The 16,013-nt window shown below is 72.2% G+C and carries 18 protein-coding genes and 1 tRNA gene; 11 read left to right on the forward strand and 8 right to left on the reverse strand.

From position 1 onward, the window contains the following. Window positions 1-6: 6 nt before the first annotated feature. Window positions 7-80 (forward strand) — tRNA-Met (locus ACIHEJ_RS23805). Window positions 81-230: 150 nt separating this feature from the next. Here the strand turns inward: ACIHEJ_RS23805 and ACIHEJ_RS23810 are convergent. Continuing rightward, on the reverse strand, window positions 231-647 hold the full coding sequence (locus tag ACIHEJ_RS23810) for a Fur family transcriptional regulator (RefSeq protein ID WP_400138496.1): 417 nt from the start codon (window positions 645-647) through the stop codon (window positions 231-233). 156 nt (window positions 648-803) lie between these two features. Here ACIHEJ_RS23810 and ACIHEJ_RS23815 point away from each other — a divergent pair, with 156 nt between their 5' ends. Then, window positions 804-2,258: a catalase gene (locus ACIHEJ_RS23815; protein ID WP_400138498.1), complete on the forward strand. Its 1,455-nt coding sequence runs from the start codon at window positions 804-806 to the stop codon at window positions 2,256-2,258. 65 nt (window positions 2,259-2,323) lie between these two features. Here ACIHEJ_RS23815 and ACIHEJ_RS23820 read toward each other — a convergent pair whose 3' ends face one another. Both ACIHEJ_RS23820 and hisN read right to left on the reverse strand, forming a co-directional pair. Beyond that, window positions 2,324-2,719: a cyclic nucleotide-binding/CBS domain-containing protein gene (locus ACIHEJ_RS23820; RefSeq protein ID WP_400138499.1), complete on the reverse strand. Its 396-nt coding sequence runs from the start codon at window positions 2,717-2,719 to the stop codon at window positions 2,324-2,326. Between the two features lie 148 nt (window positions 2,720-2,867). Next, window positions 2,868-3,668: a histidinol-phosphatase gene (hisN, locus tag ACIHEJ_RS23825; RefSeq protein WP_400138500.1), complete on the reverse strand. Its 801-nt coding sequence runs from the start codon at window positions 3,666-3,668 to the stop codon at window positions 2,868-2,870. A gap of 152 nt (window positions 3,669-3,820) precedes the next feature. Here hisN and ACIHEJ_RS23830 point away from each other — a divergent pair, with 152 nt between their 5' ends. Next, a complete protein-coding gene (locus ACIHEJ_RS23830) occupies window positions 3,821-4,426 on the forward strand; it encodes a TetR/AcrR family transcriptional regulator (RefSeq protein ID WP_400138502.1) in 606 nt (201 codons plus the stop codon). Between the two features lie 58 nt (window positions 4,427-4,484). Here ACIHEJ_RS23830 and ACIHEJ_RS23835 read toward each other — a convergent pair whose 3' ends face one another. From ACIHEJ_RS23835 to ACIHEJ_RS23855, 5 genes are all read right to left on the reverse strand, one after another. After that, window positions 4,485-5,084, reverse strand: coding sequence for a hypothetical protein (locus tag ACIHEJ_RS23835; RefSeq protein ID WP_400138503.1), 600 nt, complete (start codon window positions 5,082-5,084; stop codon window positions 4,485-4,487). Between the two features lie 11 nt (window positions 5,085-5,095). Then, complete coding sequence (locus tag ACIHEJ_RS23840; protein WP_400138505.1) at window positions 5,096-5,419, reverse strand: DMT family transporter; 324 nt, start codon at window positions 5,417-5,419, stop codon at window positions 5,096-5,098. Between the two features lie 83 nt (window positions 5,420-5,502). Next, window positions 5,503-6,513 (reverse strand): ribosome small subunit-dependent GTPase A, encoded by a 1,011-nt coding sequence (gene rsgA / locus ACIHEJ_RS23845; RefSeq protein WP_400138507.1) that lies wholly within the window; start codon window positions 6,511-6,513, stop codon window positions 5,503-5,505. Window positions 6,514-6,524: 11 nt separating this feature from the next. After that, a complete protein-coding gene (gene aroA / locus ACIHEJ_RS23850; protein WP_400138509.1) occupies window positions 6,525-7,841 on the reverse strand; it encodes a 3-phosphoshikimate 1-carboxyvinyltransferase in 1,317 nt (438 codons plus the stop codon). A gap of 131 nt (window positions 7,842-7,972) precedes the next feature. Beyond that, entirely contained in the window at window positions 7,973-8,695 is a 723-nt protein-coding gene (locus ACIHEJ_RS23855) for a M50 family metallopeptidase (RefSeq protein ID WP_400138511.1), read from the reverse strand. A 50-nt stretch (window positions 8,696-8,745) separates the two neighbouring features. On the opposite strand from ACIHEJ_RS23855, the gene ACIHEJ_RS23860 reads away from it, so the two are divergent. The 8 genes from ACIHEJ_RS23860 (at window position 8,746) to def (ending at window position 15,969) form a co-directional block, all read left to right on the forward strand. Next, window positions 8,746-9,561 carry an SOS response-associated peptidase gene (locus ACIHEJ_RS23860; protein WP_400138513.1) on the forward strand — a complete coding sequence of 272 codons (816 nt, stop codon included), beginning with the start codon at window positions 8,746-8,748 and terminating at the stop codon, window positions 9,559-9,561. 10 nt (window positions 9,562-9,571) lie between these two features. After that, window positions 9,572-10,201 (forward strand): alpha/beta family hydrolase, encoded by a 630-nt coding sequence (locus ACIHEJ_RS23865; RefSeq protein WP_400138873.1) that lies wholly within the window; start codon window positions 9,572-9,574, stop codon window positions 10,199-10,201. Between the two features lie 254 nt (window positions 10,202-10,455). Next, window positions 10,456-11,151, forward strand: coding sequence for a sigma-70 family RNA polymerase sigma factor (locus ACIHEJ_RS23870; protein WP_400138515.1), 696 nt, complete (start codon window positions 10,456-10,458; stop codon window positions 11,149-11,151). Next, on the forward strand, window positions 11,148-11,450 hold the full coding sequence (gene rsrA / locus ACIHEJ_RS23875) for a mycothiol system anti-sigma-R factor (RefSeq protein WP_366013807.1): 303 nt from the start codon (window positions 11,148-11,150) through the stop codon (window positions 11,448-11,450). Before ACIHEJ_RS23870 ends, rsrA begins: the two co-directional genes overlap by 4 nt. Before the next feature lie 119 nt (window positions 11,451-11,569). After that, on the forward strand, window positions 11,570-12,877 hold the full coding sequence (locus tag ACIHEJ_RS23880; RefSeq protein ID WP_400138517.1) for an HD-GYP domain-containing protein: 1,308 nt from the start codon (window positions 11,570-11,572) through the stop codon (window positions 12,875-12,877). After that, the gene (locus ACIHEJ_RS23885; RefSeq protein ID WP_400138519.1) at window positions 12,874-14,154 is read left to right on the forward strand and encodes an HD-GYP domain-containing protein; all 1,281 of its coding nucleotides are present in this window, start codon (window positions 12,874-12,876) and stop codon (window positions 14,152-14,154) included. Before ACIHEJ_RS23880 ends, ACIHEJ_RS23885 begins: the two co-directional genes overlap by 4 nt. A gap of 110 nt (window positions 14,155-14,264) precedes the next feature. Further along, entirely contained in the window at window positions 14,265-15,245 is a 981-nt protein-coding gene (locus ACIHEJ_RS23890) for a tetratricopeptide repeat protein (protein WP_400138521.1), read from the forward strand. Between the two features lie 73 nt (window positions 15,246-15,318). Then, a complete protein-coding gene (def, locus tag ACIHEJ_RS23895) occupies window positions 15,319-15,969 on the forward strand; it encodes a peptide deformylase (RefSeq protein ID WP_400138523.1) in 651 nt (216 codons plus the stop codon). The last annotated feature ends 44 nt before the right edge of the window (window positions 15,970-16,013 follow it).

Here is a 16,013-nt window from a genome sequence, read left to right on the forward strand (position 1 = left end):
CACCGACGCGGGGTGGAGCAGCTCGGTAGCTCGCTGGGCTCATAACCCAGAGGTCGCAGGTTCAAATCCTGTCCCCGCTACTGAAGGCCGAGGGCCGGAATCCAGAAACGGATTCCGGCCCTCGGTTTTTGCATGCCCACGCGCGCGAGGCGTGCCCGCGCGAGCGTGCTCAGGCGGGCATGCCTACGCGAAGGGCCCCGGCGATGCCGGGGCCCTCGGAAGCATGCGTGTCAGACGCCGGCGCAGTTCGGGCACAGCCCGCGGTACGTCACCTCGACGTCCGACACCGTGAAGCCGAAGCGCTCGGTGTCGGGGAGGTCGGCGAGCGGATTGCCCGTCGGGTGGACGTCACGGATCGCGCCGCACCGGGCGCAGACCAGGTGATGGTGCGGCCGGTGTGCGTTCGGGTCGTAGCGCTTGGCGCGCTTGTCCGTCGAGACTTCCAGCACCTCGCCGAGCGTGACCAGTTCGCCCAGCGTGTTGTAGACGGTCGCCCGGGAGATCTCGGGCAGCTTCGCGACGGCCCGGGCGTGGACCTCGTCGGCCGTCAGATGGACGTGCTCGCCGTCGAGGACCTCGGCCACGACGCGCCGCTGCGCGGTCATCCGCCATCCGCGTCCACGCAGCCGTTCCAGAAGGTCGCTCATGGCCACCAGCCTAACAGGAAGACGTACCAGGACGGGAATAGGTGTGACTTTGGATCGGAAGTTGACTTGGACATTGTCCAATGTAGGATCGGGAACGGCTTTGGCCGCAGGACAGGACTGGGACAGGACTAGTCAGGAATGACGCAGGAGGCGCGCGTGACGCAGGGACCGCTCACCACGGAGGCCGGTGCTCCGGTCGCCGACAACCAGAACAGCGAGACGGCGGGCGTCGGTGGACCGGTCCTCGTCCAGGACCAGCTGCTGCTGGAGAAGCTGGCCCACTTCAACCGCGAGCGCATCCCGGAGCGCGTGGTGCACGCCCGCGGCGCCGGCGCCTACGGCACTTTCACGGTGACCGCCGACGTCACGCCGTACACGCGTGCCGCCTTCCTCTCCGAGGTCGGCAAGGAGACCGAGGTCTTCCTGCGCTTCTCGACCGTGGCCGGCAACCTCGGCGCGGCGGACGCCGTCCGTGACCCGCGGGGCTTCGCGCTGAAGTTCTACACCGAGGAGGGCAATTACGACCTCGTCGGCAACAACACCCCGGTCTTCTTCATCCGGGACGCGATCAAGTTCCCCGACTTCATCCACACCCAGAAGCGCGACCCGTACACCGGCTCCACCGAGGCCGACAACGTGTGGGACTTCTGGTCCCTGTCGCCGGAGTCCACGCACCAGGTGACCTGGCTGTTCGGCGACCGCGGCATCCCGGCCTCGTACCGGCACATGGACGGCTTCGGGTCGCACACCTTCCAGTGGAGCAATGAGGCCGGCGAGGTCTTCTGGGTCAAGTACCACTTCAAGACCGACCAGGGGATCAAGAACCTCACCGCCGAGGAGGCCGAGATCCTCGCGGGCAAGGACCCCGACTCCCACCAGCGCGACCTGCGCGAGGCGATCGAGCGCGGGGAGTTCCCGAGCTGGACCGTGGGTGTGCAGATCATGCCGGCGGCGGACGCGGCGGAGTACCGCTTCAACCCGTTCGACCTGACCAAGGTGTGGCCGCACGCGGACTACCCGGTCGTCGAGATCGGCAGGCTGGAGCTGAACCGCAACCCGCAGAACGTCTTCGCCGAGGTCGAGCAGTCGATCTTCAGCCCCGCGCACTTCGTGCCGGGCATCGGTCCCTCGCCCGACAAGATGCTCCAGGGGCGGCTGTTCGCGTACGGCGACGCGCACCGCTACCGCGTCGGCATCAACGCCGACCACCTGCCGGTGAACCGCCCGCACGCCACCGAGGCGCGGACCAACGCGCGGGACGGCCACCTGTACGACGGCCGGCACGGCGGTGCGAAGAACTACGAGCCGAACAGCTTCGGCGGTCCGCAGCAGACCGGCCGTCCGCTGTGGCAGCCGTTCGACGGCTTCGGCGGAGGCACCGGCAACCACCCGACGCCGGTGCACGCCGAGGACGACGACTTCGTGCAGGCGGGCAACCTCTACCGGCTGATGTCGGAGGAGGAGAAGGAGCGCCTGGTCGCCAACCTGGCGGGGGCGATCTCCGGGGTCTCCCGCGAGGACATCGTCGAGCGCGCGATCGGCAACTTCCGCAACGCCGACGCCGACTTCGGCAAGCGGCTGGAGGCGGCGGTGCAGACGCTGCGCGGCTGAGCCGGCCGCCGTCGCGGCTGGGCGGGCCGGACCCACGGTGCTCCGGGTCCGGCCCGTTCGTATGCTCAGGGCACGGGGGCGGGCTCGCGGGCCGGGGCCCAGCAGCGGATGACGTCACGGACCGAGACGATCCCGGCGACCTCGCCGCGGTCGAGGACGACCAGGTGCCGGAAGCCGCCGTGGGCCATCGCCCGGGCGGCCTCCTGGAGGGTCCAGGTGGGGGCGGCGAAGACGACGTCGGTGGTGGTGTGGGCGTGGGTGCGTTCGGTGTCGGGGTTCTGGCCGAGGCCGACGGAGTTGAGTACGTCGCGTTCGGTGAGGATGCCGATGCCGCCGGCGTCCGGGTCGAGGACCACGGCGGCGCCGACGCGGCGGGCGGACATCAGGGCGGCTGCCTGGCGGAGAGTGTGGGCGGGGCCGACGGTGAGGATCACCGTGCTCATGGCGTCTCGGACGAGCATGGGTGGGGCCACCTCCTAGGAACCACTGCGGTCGTGCAGGGATTCACAAGTTCACAAGTGGGGGTAGCCTCAGACTGCCAGGTAAAGGGCCGGTCAACAAGGGGGCGCGCGACGTCAGTTGAGGGCGTACCGGGAGTACTCCCGTTCCTCACTGGCGCTGGTTGAGATACCCCAGCAACTCCTCGTGCAGCAGGCCGTTGGACGCGGCGGCGTTGCCGCTGTGCGGGCCCGGGCGGCCGTCGAGTCCGGTGAAGGTGCCGCCCGCCTCGGTGACGATGATCGCGTTGGCCGCCATGTCCCAGAGCGACAGCTCCGGCTCGGCGCAGATGTCGACGGATCCCTCGGCGACCATCATGTAGGGCCAGAAATCGCCGTACGCGCGCGTGCGCCACACCTGGCGGGTGAGGTCCAGGAAACCGCCGAGGCGGTCCTGCTCCTCCCAGCCGCTGAGCGAGGAGTACGCGAAGGAGGCGTCCGCGAGCGTGCCGACGCGGGACACGCGGATACGGCCGGCGGAGGTGAGACTGCGGCCGCTGAAGGCGCCGTGTCCCTTCGCCGCCCACCAGCGGCGACCGAGGGCAGGGGCGGAGACGAGGCCGACGACGGGCTGGTGACCGCCCTCGCCCGCCTCCATGAGCGAGATGAGGGTGGCCCACACCGGGACGCCGCGTACGTAGTTCTTGGTGCCGTCGATCGGGTCGATCACCCAGCGCCGGGGGCCGCTGCCCTCGACGCCGTACTCCTCGCCGAGGACCGCGTCTCTCGGGCGGGCGCGCTGGAGCTGGCCGCGGATGAGCTCTTCCGCCGCCTTGTCCGCTTCGCTCACCGGGGTCATGTCCGGCTTCGTCTCGACCTTCAGGTCGAGCGCCTTGAAGCGCTCCATGGTGGCCGCGTCGGCCGCGTCGGCGAGGACGTGGGCGAGGCGCAGGTCGTCGAGGTAGTCCGGCATACAGGGAACCGTATCTGTCGGGGACGGCACGGGGCCACAGGGGGCGGTGCGTGTCAGCGCCCGGAAGAGGCGAGAGCGCACCCGCACCCTTGACAGTGCATACGACCCCGTCAAACCTGGGCGCAGGGTCGCTCCGCCCCAGGGAGGCGAGGATGCCTGCTGCCCGGGAATCGTTGCTGGACGCCGCGTACACGGCGCTCGCGCGCCGGCCGTGGTCCGCTGTGCGGATGGTCGATGTGGCCGCGGCGGCCGGGGTGTCCAGGCAGACGCTGTACAACGAGTTCGGCAGCAAGGAGGGGCTGGCCAGAGCGTTGGTGCGGCGGGAGGCCGACGGCTATCTCGCCGGCGTCGAGCGGGCGCTGGCCGGCTCCGGCGAGCCCGGGGCGCGGCTCACCGCCGTCGCCGAGTGGACGAGCTCCGCCGCGCGGGACAACGCGCTGGTACGGGCCCTGCTCACCGGCTGCTGGACCGAGCGGCTGCCCGCTCCGCCGCTCGCCGGCGTGGCGTCGTCCTCCGCGGTGCCCGCGCAGCGCCGTGCGGACGGGCCGCTGCCGGCACCCCGCGACTTCGTGCGGATCGTGCGGGACCGTGCGGTCAGCGCCCTTGCGGGGCCCGCCGCGGCAGCCGCCGACACCGCCGGGCTGAGCGGGCCCTGCGAGCTGGTCGTGCGCCTCGCGCTGTCCTGCGTGGCGGCACCGCCGGGTGAGGGCGGGGTGGCGGAGCTCGTCCGGGCGGTCGTCCCGCGCCAAACGGTCTGATGAGCCGTCAACTCTGCACGGAACGGGAACGGGAACGGGAACGGGAGCGCGAGCCGGCTCAGTACGCGCCACCTCGGTGGTACGAGGCCCTGTGCGGCTGCGGCCGGTCACCGCGCTCGTGCGCGGCGTCGGACCGGTCGGCCGGTGCCGAGCGCCCCGCCAGGTCGCGCAGCCGCTGCAGTCCGGCCAGCACCTCGCTCCGACGGCCGGACTCCTTCAGCCACTTGGGCAGGCGCGGCACCATCGCCTGCGTCGACCCGGTCCCGCCCTCGCGCAACGTCGCCCCCACGTAGTCGGTCAGCTCGGCGACGTGCTCCTCGTCGTAGGCCCACAGGACGTGGCCCGCACAACGCGTCTGAAGCCAGAGCGGCCGCCGGAAGAACGGGTCCTCGGTGCCGCCGAAGTCCACTCCGATCAGCGCGCCGCCCCGCAGCTCCGCCTGCCACTCGGCGGTCGCGCCACACCCGCCGCACGTGAGCCGGCGGGGCCGGAACATCAGCTCCCCGAAGTGCTTGAGCGGGGGCAGACCGGGCCGCTGCACCACCTCCGCCCGGCCGCCGCAGCGGGGACAGACCACGAGGATGCGGCCCGCGTACCGGGCCGGTCCCTGTCCACGGTCCCGGTGCCGGGCCGGGCCGGTGCTTGTTTCGTCCTCCACGCCCGGCGCCTTCAGTGCGTCGACCCCGACAGCTGCAGCCCGATCACCCCGACGATGACCAGACTGATCGACACGATCTTCAGGGTGGACACCAGGTCGCCGAGGAAGACCATGCCGTAGATCGCGGTGCCCGCCGCGCCGATGCCGGTCCACACCGCGTAGGCGGGGCCGACGTCCAGTTTCTTGAGGGAGAGGGTCAGCAGGCCGAAGCTGCCGAGCGCGAACGACGCGAAGGCGATCGTCGGCCACAGGCGGGTGAACCCGTGGGAGAGCTTCAGGCACACGGCGAAACCGGTCTCCAGCATCCCGGCCACTATGACCAGCAGCCACGCCATGTGCGTCCTCCCGTGGGTCCGGATCTCCGGCTCGGTGCGATTATGCACTTACCGGCCGGACACCCCGGCAAACAACGCGGCGGTCAGTCGCCCTCCCTGCGCTCCCGCGTGGCCAGCAGCCGCCGCAGCGAGTAGAGCCGCGCCGGGTCGGCGTGACCCTCCTCGACCCAGGCGTCCAGCGCGCAGTCCGGCTCGTCGTGGCTGCACGCGCGCGGGCAGCCCTCCGTGCCGGCCTCCAGGTCCGGGAAGGCGTGGATCACGCGGGACGGGTCGATGTGCGCGAGGCCGAAGGAGCGCACGCCAGGGGTGTCGACCACCCAGCCCTCCGCCTGCGTGAGCGGCAGCGCGAGAGCCGACGTGGTGGTGTGCCGGCCGCGGCCCGTCACCGCGTTCACATGGCCCGTCGTACGTCGTCGCTCCTCCGGCACCAGCGCGTTGACCAGGGTGGTCTTGCCGACGCCCGAGTGGCCGACGAACGCGGTGATCTTGCCGTCGAGGTGCTCGCGCACCCGGTCCGCCGCGTCCCCGTTCTCCAGCTCCTCACGGCTGGTGACGACGAACGGGATGTCGAGGTCGCCGTACAGCTCCCGCAGCTTGTCCGGCGGGGCCAGGTCCGACTTGGTCATGACCAGCAGGGGTTCCAGGCCGCCGTCGTAGGCCGCCACCAGGCAGCGGTCGATCAGGCGCGGGCGCGGCTCGGGGTCGGCCAGGGCCGTGACGATCGCCAGCTGGTCGGCGTTGGCGACGACCACCCGCTCGAAGGGATCGTCGTCGTCGGCCGTGCGGCGCAGCACCGACGACCGCTCCTCGATGCGGACGATCCGCGCGAGGGTGTCCTTCTTGCCGGTCAGGTCGCCGACCAGGGCCACCCGGTCGCCCACCACGGCGGCCTTGCGGCCCAGTTCGCGGGCCTTCATCGCGGTCACCGCGGTGCCGTCGACCAGACAGGTCAGCCGGCCCCGGTCGACGGTGAGGACCATGCCCTCGGCCGCGTCCTCGTGCTTGGGCCGGATGTTGGTCCGCGGCCGGTTGCCCTTGCGGTTGGGACGGCTGCGGATGTCGTCCTCGTCGGTGTGCTTGCCATAACGGCGCATGACGTACGTCCCTACTGCCCGAGCATCCCGGTCCACAGCTCGGGGAAGTCCGGCAGGGTCTTCGCCGTCGTCGCCACGTTCTCGATCCGTACGCCCTCGACCGCCAGGCCGATGATCGCACCGGCGGTCGCCATGCGGTGGTCCTCGTAGGTGTGGAAGACGCCACCGTGCAGGGGGCGCGGGCGGATGTGCAGACCGTCGGCGGTCTCGGTGACATCACCGCCGAGTTCGTTGATCTCCTTGGTGAGCGCGGCCAGCCGGTCCGTCTCGTGCAGCCGCAGATGGGCCACGCCCCGCAGCGTGGAGGGGGAGTCGGCGAGCGCGGCGACCGCGGCGATGCCCGGGGTCAGCTCACCGACGTCACCGAGGTCCACGTCGATGCCGTGGACGGCACCCGAACCGGTGAACACCAGGCCGTACTCGGTGAGTTCGCAGGAACCGCCCATCTCGGTGAAGATCTCCCGCAGTCGGTCACCCGGCTGAGTGGTGCGCTCGGGCCAGTCCGGGATCAGCACCTTGCCGCCGGTGACCAGGGCCGCCGCCAGGAACGGCTGGGCGTTGGACAGGTCCGGCTCGATCGTCAGGTCCCGGCCGAGCAGCGCGCCCGGCGTCACCCGCCACACGTTCGGCTCGCCGCCCGACTCCGGGGTGTCCACCTGGGCGCCGACCGCGCGCAGCATGTCCACCGTCATCCGGATGTGCGGCACGGAGGGCAGGGTCGCGCCGGTGTGCCGGACCTCGACGCCCTGGTTGAAGCGCGGGCCGGACAGCAGCAGCGCGCTCACGAACTGGGAGGACGAGGAGGCGTCGATCGACACCGGGCCGCCGTCCAGGGCCCCGCCGCCGTGCACGGTCAGGGGCAGCGCGCCGCGGCCGTCGTCGTCGATCCGGGCGCCCAGCAGCCGCAGCGCGTCGATCACACCGTGCAGGGGGCGCTCGTACGACCGCGGGTCCCCGTCGAACCGGATGGGACCGTCGGCCAGCGCGGCCACCGGCGGGAGGAACCGCATCACGGTGCCGGCGTTGCCGACGTCGACCGTGGCCGGGCCGTGCAGACCGGTCGGCAGCACCCGCCAGGCCTCGCCGGTCCCGTCGGGACCGACCCCTTCCTCGATCTCCACACCCATGGCCCTGAGGGCACCGGCCATCAGCAGGGTGTCGCGCGAGCGCAGCGGGCGGCGCAGCCAGCCGGGCTCGGAGGCGAGGGCGGCCAGCACCAACGCGCGGTTGGTGACCGACTTGGACCCGGGCACGTGGACCGTCGCGTCGACGGCTCCGCTCGCGTGCGGGGCGGGCCAGAGGGCGGTGTGTGCGGGGTTAACGGTCATGCGCCCACTTTAGTGGCTGGGGACGACCGGAGATCTTGATCAAAAGCGGCGAAACCCGAACGAAATCGCGAGGGTGGGCATGCCACGCCTCCATGCGCCCCGGACCCGCGGGGGACGCCCGTCCCGCCCCCTCACACCTCCAGCAGCCAGCGTCCCCCGCCGATCAGCGAGCACAGCGACACCGCGTGGAACAGGAACAGCCATAGGGCCGCCGGTACGTGCGTCAGCCGGGACAGCTGGTCCGCGTCCGAGTCGCCCGCTCCGCCCCGGCCCCGTTTGGCCTGCAGCTCGAACGGCGGCCGTACCCCGCCGAACAGCAGGAACCACACCACCGCGTACGCGAACGCCGCCTGCACCTGCGGGCCCGCCAGCCAGGACACCAGCAGGAAGGCGCCGCCCGCGAGGACGACGGTCAGCACGCCGTACGCGTTGCGGATCATCACGAGCATCACCACCAGCAGGGCCGTGGCCACCCACAGCAGGAGGGTGATGCGGCCGGCGGCCAGCAGGGCGGCACCGCCGAGACCCAGCAACGAGGGCGCCGTGTACCCCGCGGCGGCCGTCAGGATCATGCCCAGGCCGTACGGCTTGCCCCGGCTCACGGTCAGCCCGCTGGTGTCGGAGTGCAGGCGGATACCGGTGAGCTGCCGGCCGGTGAGCAGGGCGATCAGTCCGTGACCGCCCTCGTGCGCGATGGTGATCGCGTTGCGGGATATCCGCCACACCGTGTGCGGGACCACCACGGCGAGCGCCGCGGCCAGGGTGGCCAGCACCACCCACAGGTCGGGATCGGGCTGGGTGCCGGTGAGCCGGTCCCAGAGGTCGGGCAGCGCGAGGGCGGCGAGGCTGTCCATGTGTCCGAGTGGCTCCCTCTGGTGGTACGGAGTCTGGCAGTGTGGCACGTATGTGCGGACGGTATGCATCGAGTCGTAGGCCCGAGGATCTCGCAGGAATCTTTGAGATCGACAAGTGGGAGCCCGAGGAGACCCTGGAGCCGGACTACAACGTGGCGCCGACCAAGGAGGTCTACGCCGTCCTCGACCGTCCCCTGAAAGACGCGGACTCCCCGCGTCCGGTTCGCCAGCTGCGCAGGCTGAGGTGGGGCCTGGTCCCGTCCTGGTCCAAGACCCCCGAGGGCGGCGCCCGGATGATCAACGCGCGTGCCGAGACCGTGCACGAGAAGCCCGCCTACCGGCGTGCCTTCGCCGCCCGCCGGTGCATCGTCCCCGCCGACGGCTACTACGAGTGGGTCACCGGCACGCAGGAGCGGGAGCTGGAGGTCGAGGGCAGGAAGAAGCGTCCGCGCAAACAGCCGTACTTCGTACTGCCCGCCGACGGTTCGGTGTTCGCGATGGCCGGGCTGTACGAGTTCTGGCGCGACCGGACCCTGCCCGACGACCACCCGGGCGCCTGGTGGGTGACCTGCTCGGTGATCACCACGGAGGCCGAGACGACCCCGCTGGCCGTGGCCCCCGCAGACGGCCCGCACTCCCTCGTCGACATCCACCCCCGGATGCCCCTCATGCTCACCCCGGACCGCTGGGACGCCTGGCTCGACCCCGCGCGCACCGACCCGGACCAGCTGCGCGACCTGCTCGCCCCGCCCCCGACCGGCCTGATGCGCGCCTACCCGGTCTCCACGGCGGTCAGCAACGTCCGCAACAACGGCCCGGAGCTGCTGAAGGAACTGGAGGCGCCGGAAGAGGGCACACTCTTCTAGCGTGACGACCGTGACGACCGAGATCATCAGCACGTACGCGGGAGACGCCCGCATCACCTGGCACCCGGGGCGGAAGGCGCGGCTCGTCCTCGCCGCCGGCCATGGCGCGGGCGGCGGGATCGAGGCCCGGGACCTCCAGGCGCTCGCCCGGACGCTGCCCGCGCACGGCGTGACCGTCGCGCTGGTCGAGCAGCCCTGGCGGGTGGCCGGGAAGAAGGTCGCGCCCGCGCCGAGGACGCTGGACACGGGATGGCGCGGGGTCTGGCCCGCGCTGGCCGGGCCGGGCCTGCCGGTGATCTCCGCCGGCCGCAGCGCGGGCGCCCGGGTCGCCTGCCGTACCGCGGCCGAGCTGGGCGCGCACGCCGTGCTCGCGCTGAGCTTCCCGCTGCACCCGCCGGGCAGGCCGGAGAAGTCCCGCGCGGAGGAGCTGCTGGGCGCCGGGGTGCGCACGCTGGTCGTCCAGGGCGGCAACGACCCCTTCGGAAGGCCGGAGGAGTTCCCCGAGGGCTCCTACCGGCTCGTCGAGGTGCCGTACGGCGATCACGGCTTCGCCGTCCCCAAGCGCGCGGAGATCACCCAGGAGCGGGCGCTGGAGATCGTCACCGAGGGCGTCGTGGAGTGGGCCGCGTCACTCGCGTGAGGCGGGAATGCGGGGCGGCGGACCGCTGTTGAGGCGGACAGAAGTGCTGAGGCCTCGGCACCGACGTCGTGGGGAAGGAAGTCCGCCGCATGGGTCCGACCATCTGCCCGAGCCGCAGCAGCCGCCTCGACCTGGACTGGTCGGTGCTGCACGCGGCCAAGGCCGCTCCTATTCGAGGGGCGGCAGGCACGGGTCGTGTTCTATCCTCCGAAACGAGTGGGATCGGTCTCGGTCCTGCCCGCGATCTTGAGGAGGTGGGTCCGGTCACCGGTACCGACGCAGGGACCGACAACGGCCAGGCGGAGCTGCCCGAGGGCCAGGGCGTCAGCGCGGGCGCGAGCGACGAGTCCGGCGCGGAGCGCACCGCGCGCTTCGAGCGGGACGCACTCGAGTTCCTCGACCAGATGTACTCGGCCGCGCTGCGCATGACGCGCAACCCGGCCGACGCCGAGGACCTGGTGCAGGAGACGTATGCCAAGGCGTACGCGTCCTTCCACCAGTTCCGTGAGGGCACCAACCTGAAGGCGTGGCTGTACCGGATCCTCACCAACACCTTCATCAACTCCTACCGCAAGAAGCAGCGGGAGCCGCAGCGCTCCGCCGCGGAGGAGATCGAGGACTGGCAGCTCGCCCGCGCCGAGTCGCACATGTCGACGGGTCTGCGCTCCGCCGAGTCGCAGGCGCTCGACCACCTGCCCGACTCGGACGTGAAGGAAGCGCTGCAGGCGATCCCCGAGGAGTTCCGCATCGCCGTCTACCTGGCGGATGTCGAGGGCTTTGCCTACAAGGAGATCGCGGACATCATGGGGACACCCATCGGTACGGTGATGTCCCGGCTGCACCGGGGCCGCCGTCAACTGCGCGGCATGCTGGAGGACTACGCGCGTGAGCGCGGGCTGGTCCCGGCGGGCGCCGGAGAGTCGAACGAAGCGAAAGGTTCGGGCTCATGAGCTGCGGAGACCCGCACGAGACGGACTGCAGTGAGGTCCTCGACCATCTGTACGAGTTCCTCGACAGTGAGATGCCGGACGTCGATCGCGACAAGTTCCAGCACCACTTCGAGGAATGCTCGCCGTGCCTGGAGAAGTACGGCCTGGAGCAGGCCGTGAAGAAGCTGGTCAAGCGGTGCTGCGGCCATGACGACGTCCCCGCCGACCTGCGCGCCAAGGTCATGGGGCGGATCGACCTGATCCGCTCCGGCCAGACCGTGCCGGAGCACGACGTGACGGCGACCGCCCAGGAGGGCTGAGCACCGTCGGCCCCGGCCGTCACCCGAACGTGCTAATCCTCAGGTCATAACCCACGTAAGCCCCGTAGTCCGCCCTAGGCTCCGAGCCTGCAACCGGCACGGTCGGGGAGGGGCGCGCGATGGAGGCGTTACCGGCGAGGGCACGCGGCTGGGTGGCTGGTGCCGGCCTGCTCACCGTGAGCTGTCTGCTGCGGCTGCCGGCGATCCGCACCCCCTGGTGGGCGATCCTCCTGCTCGCCACGGTCTACGCCGGCTGCGAGCACGTGGTGCGCCGCCGCTTCGGCGGCACCTTCTACCCCGTCCTGCTCGCCGGTGCTTTCCTGCTCCCCCCGTCGGCCGCCGCTCTCGTCCCGCTGCCCGCCGCGCTGCTCACCCCCGTCGAGCGAAGGCCCGCGGCGCCACGGCGCGTGTGGCGGGCCGCGCGGCCCGCGCTCGCCGTGTGGGGCGCCGCCGAGGTGCACTGGACGCTCGGCGGCCGGGCCGCCGTCGTCGGCTCCGACTTCCCCTACGCCCTGCTGCCCGCCGGGGCGGCCGTGCTCGCCTTCTGCCTGGTGCTCACCGTCCTCGACGGTGGCATCCTCGCCCTCGCCGAGCACGTCCCCCTGCGCCGGGCCTGGCGCGGACTGCTGTCCCGCTCGCTCGCGCCGGTCGCGGTGCACGGACTCGCCGGGCTGATGATGGCCGTGCTGTGGCGCAGCCGGTACGGCCCCGTGGCCGCGCTGCTCGTCCTGCTGCCGATGTGCGTCTCGTGCTGGATCTTCGCCCAGTACCACCGGGAACGCGCCGCCCACCAGGCCACCATCCGCGCCCTCGTGCAGGCCGTCGACATCAAGGACGGCTACACCCGCGGCCACAGCGAACGCGTCGGCCAGGCCTCCGTGCTGATCGCCCGCGAACTCGGCATGGACGACGACCGCGTCGAGGTGCTCCGCTTCGCCGGCATCCTGCACGACGTCGGCAAGCTCGGCGTCCCCACCCGGCTGCTGCGCAAGGACGGTCCGCTCACCCCCGAGGAACGGCGGATCATCGAGCTGCATCCCGAGTACGGTCACGAGATGGTCCGCGGGATCTCCTTCCTCGACGAGGCCCGCGCCGCGATCCTGCACCACCACGAACGGCTCGACGGCAGCGGCTACCCGTACGGCCTGGTCGGCACCCAGATCCCCGAGTCCGCCCGGGTCGTCGCCGTCGCCGACGCCTTCGACGCGATGACCTCCACCCGCTCCTACAGCAGGGCCCGGCCGGTCGAGGCGGCCGTCACCGAGCTGGAGCGCTGCGCCGGGGCCCAGTTCGACCCCCGTATGGTCACCGCGCTCGCCCGCGCCCTCGACCGGTACGGCTGGCACCCCACGGTCACCGCCGACGAGCCGGCGTGCGGCAGCGCGCCCCGGGCACCGGTCCCCAGCCGCTCCGGAGCCCCCCGATGAGCGCGCTGCGCCTCATCCACGGCTCCGCCGCCCTCACCGCCGCCGTCTGTCTCGGGGACATCCTGTGGACGGGCATGGCGGACCGGGGCGTCGCGCTCGCCTTCGGGGTGCTCATAACCGTCGGCGAGCTGACCCGGTGGACCGGCGCCCGGGCACGGCAGGCCGCACCCCTCGGCACCGCCGGTTCCCTGTCGTACGCCCTGCTCGGAGCGGACGCGGGGCAGCCGAGCGGACACGGCGCCACCCAGGTCGTCACGGTCGTCCTCGCCGCCTCCCTGCTCGGCGGCGTCCCGCACATCTGGTGCGGCAAGAGCCCCACCCTCGACCATCTGGCGCGCCGCGTCCTCACCGTCGGCTTCGCCGCCGTCTGCTTCCAACCCCTCTACAGCAGGGGCGTGTTCACCTCCTGGAACGGACCGGCCTACGCCCTCCTCCTCATCACCCTGCTCGGCCTCACCGCCCTCTGCGACGCCGTCCTCGCCGCCGCCCTCGCCCACTTCCGCACCCGCTGGCCGTTCGGCCCGCGCCTGCGCGAGGAGCTGCGCGGACTGCTCGGCATCGGCTCCGCCGTCTGCGCGACCGGCGCGGTGATGGCGCTCGGGGTCGCCGTCGCCGGGCTGTGGGCCCTGCCCGTGTTCTGCCTGCCGCTGCTGCTCACCCAGCTCTCCCTGCGCCGGTACGCGGCCGTCCGGGCCACCTACCGGCAGACCATCGCCTCCCTCGCCCGCGCCACCGAGGTCGCCGGCTACACCCCCGCCGGGCACGCCCGCCGGGTCGCCGCGCTGAGCGTGGCCGTGGGCCGCGACCTGGGCCTGTCCGGGCCCGAGCTGAGCGTGCTGGAGTACGCGGCCCTCATGCACGACATCGGCCAGCTCAGCCTGGTCGACCCGGTGCCGGCCGGCGCGACCGCCGGGCTGCCGGAGGCGGAACAGCGGCGTATCGCCCTGCTCGGCGGGGCCGTGGTCCGGCAGACAGGGGTGGACGCGGCGGTCGCCGTCGTCGTGGAGCGGCAGGCCGACCCCTACCCGGAGCAGCCCGTCGCCGCCCGCATCGTGAGGGTCGTGAACGCCTACGAGGAGAGGACCCGGGACGGCGGGCCCGACGGGCCCCTGCGGGCGCTGGAGGAGCTGCGCCTGGGCGCGGCCGGCGACTACGCTCCCGAGGTCGTGGAGTCGCTCGCCCGGGTGCTGGCCCAGCCCCGGGAGGGGCGGGAGACCGCGCCGGTGGAGGGGACGGGAGACGGACGGCACTGTCTGACCCCGCCCCCGGCTGGGTAACCCATGGGTAATGAGCGCCTTTCCCGCCGTACGTGGTTGGATGCGAGGGAGAGGGTGTCCGGGGGCAGAGCCAGCCCACTGAGCGGAACTGGAACTGGCAGGCGGGAATCGTGAGGATCTTCGGCAAGGGACGGCACCGGCCCTCCGCCTCCTGGCGGCAGGCCACGGACCGCGCGTTCACGCTCATCGGCGACGGCCGGTACGAGGACGCGGGCGAACTGTTGACACGCGCCGCCGACCTCGAGCCCTGGATGTCGGAATCCTGGTTCAACCTCGCCCTGCTGCACAAGTTCCGGCACGACTGGGAGCAGGCCCGCGCGGCCGGGCTCCGGGCGGTCGCCCTGCTGGACCGTGAGACCGGGGCGCCCGACTGGTGGAACGTCGGCATCGCCGCCACCGCCCTGCAGGACTGGCCGCTGGCCCGCCGCGCCTGGCAGGCCTACGGGCTGAAGGTGCCCGGTGGCGCCGCCGTCTCCGGGGAGCCGCTCGGCATGGAGCTGGGCAGCGCAGCCGTACGGCTGTCCCCGGAGGGGGAGGCCGAGGTCGTGTGGGGCCGCCGGCTGGACCCGGCGCGCATCGAGGTGCTGTCCATCCCGCTGCCGTCGTCCGGGCGGCGCTGGGGCGAGGTCGTGCTGCACGACGGCGTCCCGCACGGCGAGCGCACCACGTCCGCCGGGCACGCCTACCCGGTCTTCGACGAGATCGAGCTGTGGGCGCCGTCCCCCGTCCCCACCTGGGTGGTGCTGCTGGAGGCGGCCACGGAGGCGGACCGGGACGCGTTGGAGCAGCTGGCCGCCGACGCGGGGTTCGCGGCGGAGGACTGGTCGTCCTCGGTGCGGCTGCTGTGCCGGATGTGCTCCGAGTCGCGCATGCCGTCCGACGAGGGCGAGGGCGTGCATCTGGACCCGCACGACCACAGCGAGCCGGGGCATCCCGGGCCGCTCGGGCACCGTACCGACGGGCAGCTGTGGGTGCCGGAGCGGGAGTGCGGGGTGGCCGCGCCGGCCTCGCTGGTGCGTGGCCTGCTCGACGGCTGGGTCGCGGACAGTCCCGACTCCCGGGACTGGCGGGATCTGGAAGAGGTTTGCTGAGCAGACGGTGACCTGCCGCCTTTAGGCTGTACTCGCAGAATTTTCCAGGCTTGCAGGAAGGCGTACGTCGGTCATGGCCCAGCAGGACACCGATCAGCAGCACGCGGGCGTGCTCCCCGTCGACGACGAGGGGTACGTCGTCGACACGGAGGACTGCGAGGAGCGGGAGACCGCCTGGCGCGAGCGTGGCACCTCGCGACCGATCACGGTCGTCGGCAACCCGGTGCTGCACAAGGAGTGCAAGGACGTCACCGAGTTCGGCGAGGAGCTCCAGCAGCTGGTCGCCGACATGTTCGCCAGCCAGCGCACCGCGGAGGGCGTGGGTCTGGCCGCCAACCAGATCGGCGTGGACCTGAAGGTCTTCGTCTACGACTGCCCGGACGACGAGGGCGTGCGGCACACCGGCGTGGTGTGCAACCCGAAGCTGGTGGAGCTGCCCGCCGACAGGCGCCGGCTCGACGACAGCAACGAGGGCTGCCTGTCGGTGCCGACGGCGTACGCCCCGCTCGCGCGCCCCGACTACGCCGAGGTGACCGGCCAGGACGAGAAGGGCAACCCGATCAAGGTGCGCGGCACCGGCTACTTCGCACGGTGTTTGCAGCACGAGACCGACCACCTCTACGGCTACCTGTACATCGACCGGCTGTCGAAGCGGGACCGCAAGGACGCGCTGCGGCAGATGGCCGAGAACGAGCCACGCTACCCCGTGGTCGCCAACGACTAGCAGCCTCAGGGCTCTTGAGGCGCCCGCCCGGGATCGTCCCCGGC

Source organism: Streptomyces sp. NPDC052301, from assembly GCF_044593395.1.
Lineage (GTDB): Bacteria > Actinomycetota > Actinomycetes > Streptomycetales > Streptomycetaceae > Streptomyces.

What these genes read in the sequence shown, in the direction of transcription:
- ACIHEJ_RS23810 (WP_400138496.1), bottom strand. Translation starts at nt 647, where the DNA reads ATGAGCGACCTTCTGGAACGGCTGCGTGGACGCGGATGGCGGATGACC.
- ACIHEJ_RS23820 (WP_400138499.1), bottom strand. Translation starts at nt 2,719, where the DNA reads ATGCTCGTCCGAGACGCCATGAGCACGGTGATCCTCACCGTCGGCCCC.
- hisN (WP_400138500.1), bottom strand. Translation starts at nt 3,668, where the DNA reads ATGCCGGACTACCTCGACGACCTGCGCCTCGCCCACGTCCTCGCCGAC.
- ACIHEJ_RS23830 (WP_400138502.1), top strand. Translation starts at nt 3,821, where the DNA reads ATGCCTGCTGCCCGGGAATCGTTGCTGGACGCCGCGTACACGGCGCTC.
- ACIHEJ_RS23840 (WP_400138505.1), bottom strand. Translation starts at nt 5,419, where the DNA reads ATGGCGTGGCTGCTGGTCATAGTGGCCGGGATGCTGGAGACCGGTTTC.
- rsgA (WP_400138507.1), bottom strand. Translation starts at nt 6,513, where the DNA reads ATGCGCCGTTATGGCAAGCACACCGACGAGGACGACATCCGCAGCCGT.
- aroA (WP_400138509.1), bottom strand. Translation starts at nt 7,841, where the DNA reads ATGACCGTTAACCCCGCACACACCGCCCTCTGGCCCGCCCCGCACGCG.
- ACIHEJ_RS23855 (WP_400138511.1), bottom strand. Translation starts at nt 8,695, where the DNA reads ATGGACAGCCTCGCCGCCCTCGCGCTGCCCGACCTCTGGGACCGGCTC.
- ACIHEJ_RS23860 (WP_400138513.1), top strand. Translation starts at nt 8,746, where the DNA reads ATGTGCGGACGGTATGCATCGAGTCGTAGGCCCGAGGATCTCGCAGGA.
- rsrA (WP_366013807.1), top strand. Translation starts at nt 11,148, where the DNA reads ATGAGCTGCGGAGACCCGCACGAGACGGACTGCAGTGAGGTCCTCGAC.
- ACIHEJ_RS23880 (WP_400138517.1), top strand. Translation starts at nt 11,570, where the DNA reads ATGGAGGCGTTACCGGCGAGGGCACGCGGCTGGGTGGCTGGTGCCGGC.
- ACIHEJ_RS23885 (WP_400138519.1), top strand. Translation starts at nt 12,874, where the DNA reads ATGAGCGCGCTGCGCCTCATCCACGGCTCCGCCGCCCTCACCGCCGCC.
- def (WP_400138523.1), top strand. Translation starts at nt 15,319, where the DNA reads ATGGCCCAGCAGGACACCGATCAGCAGCACGCGGGCGTGCTCCCCGTC.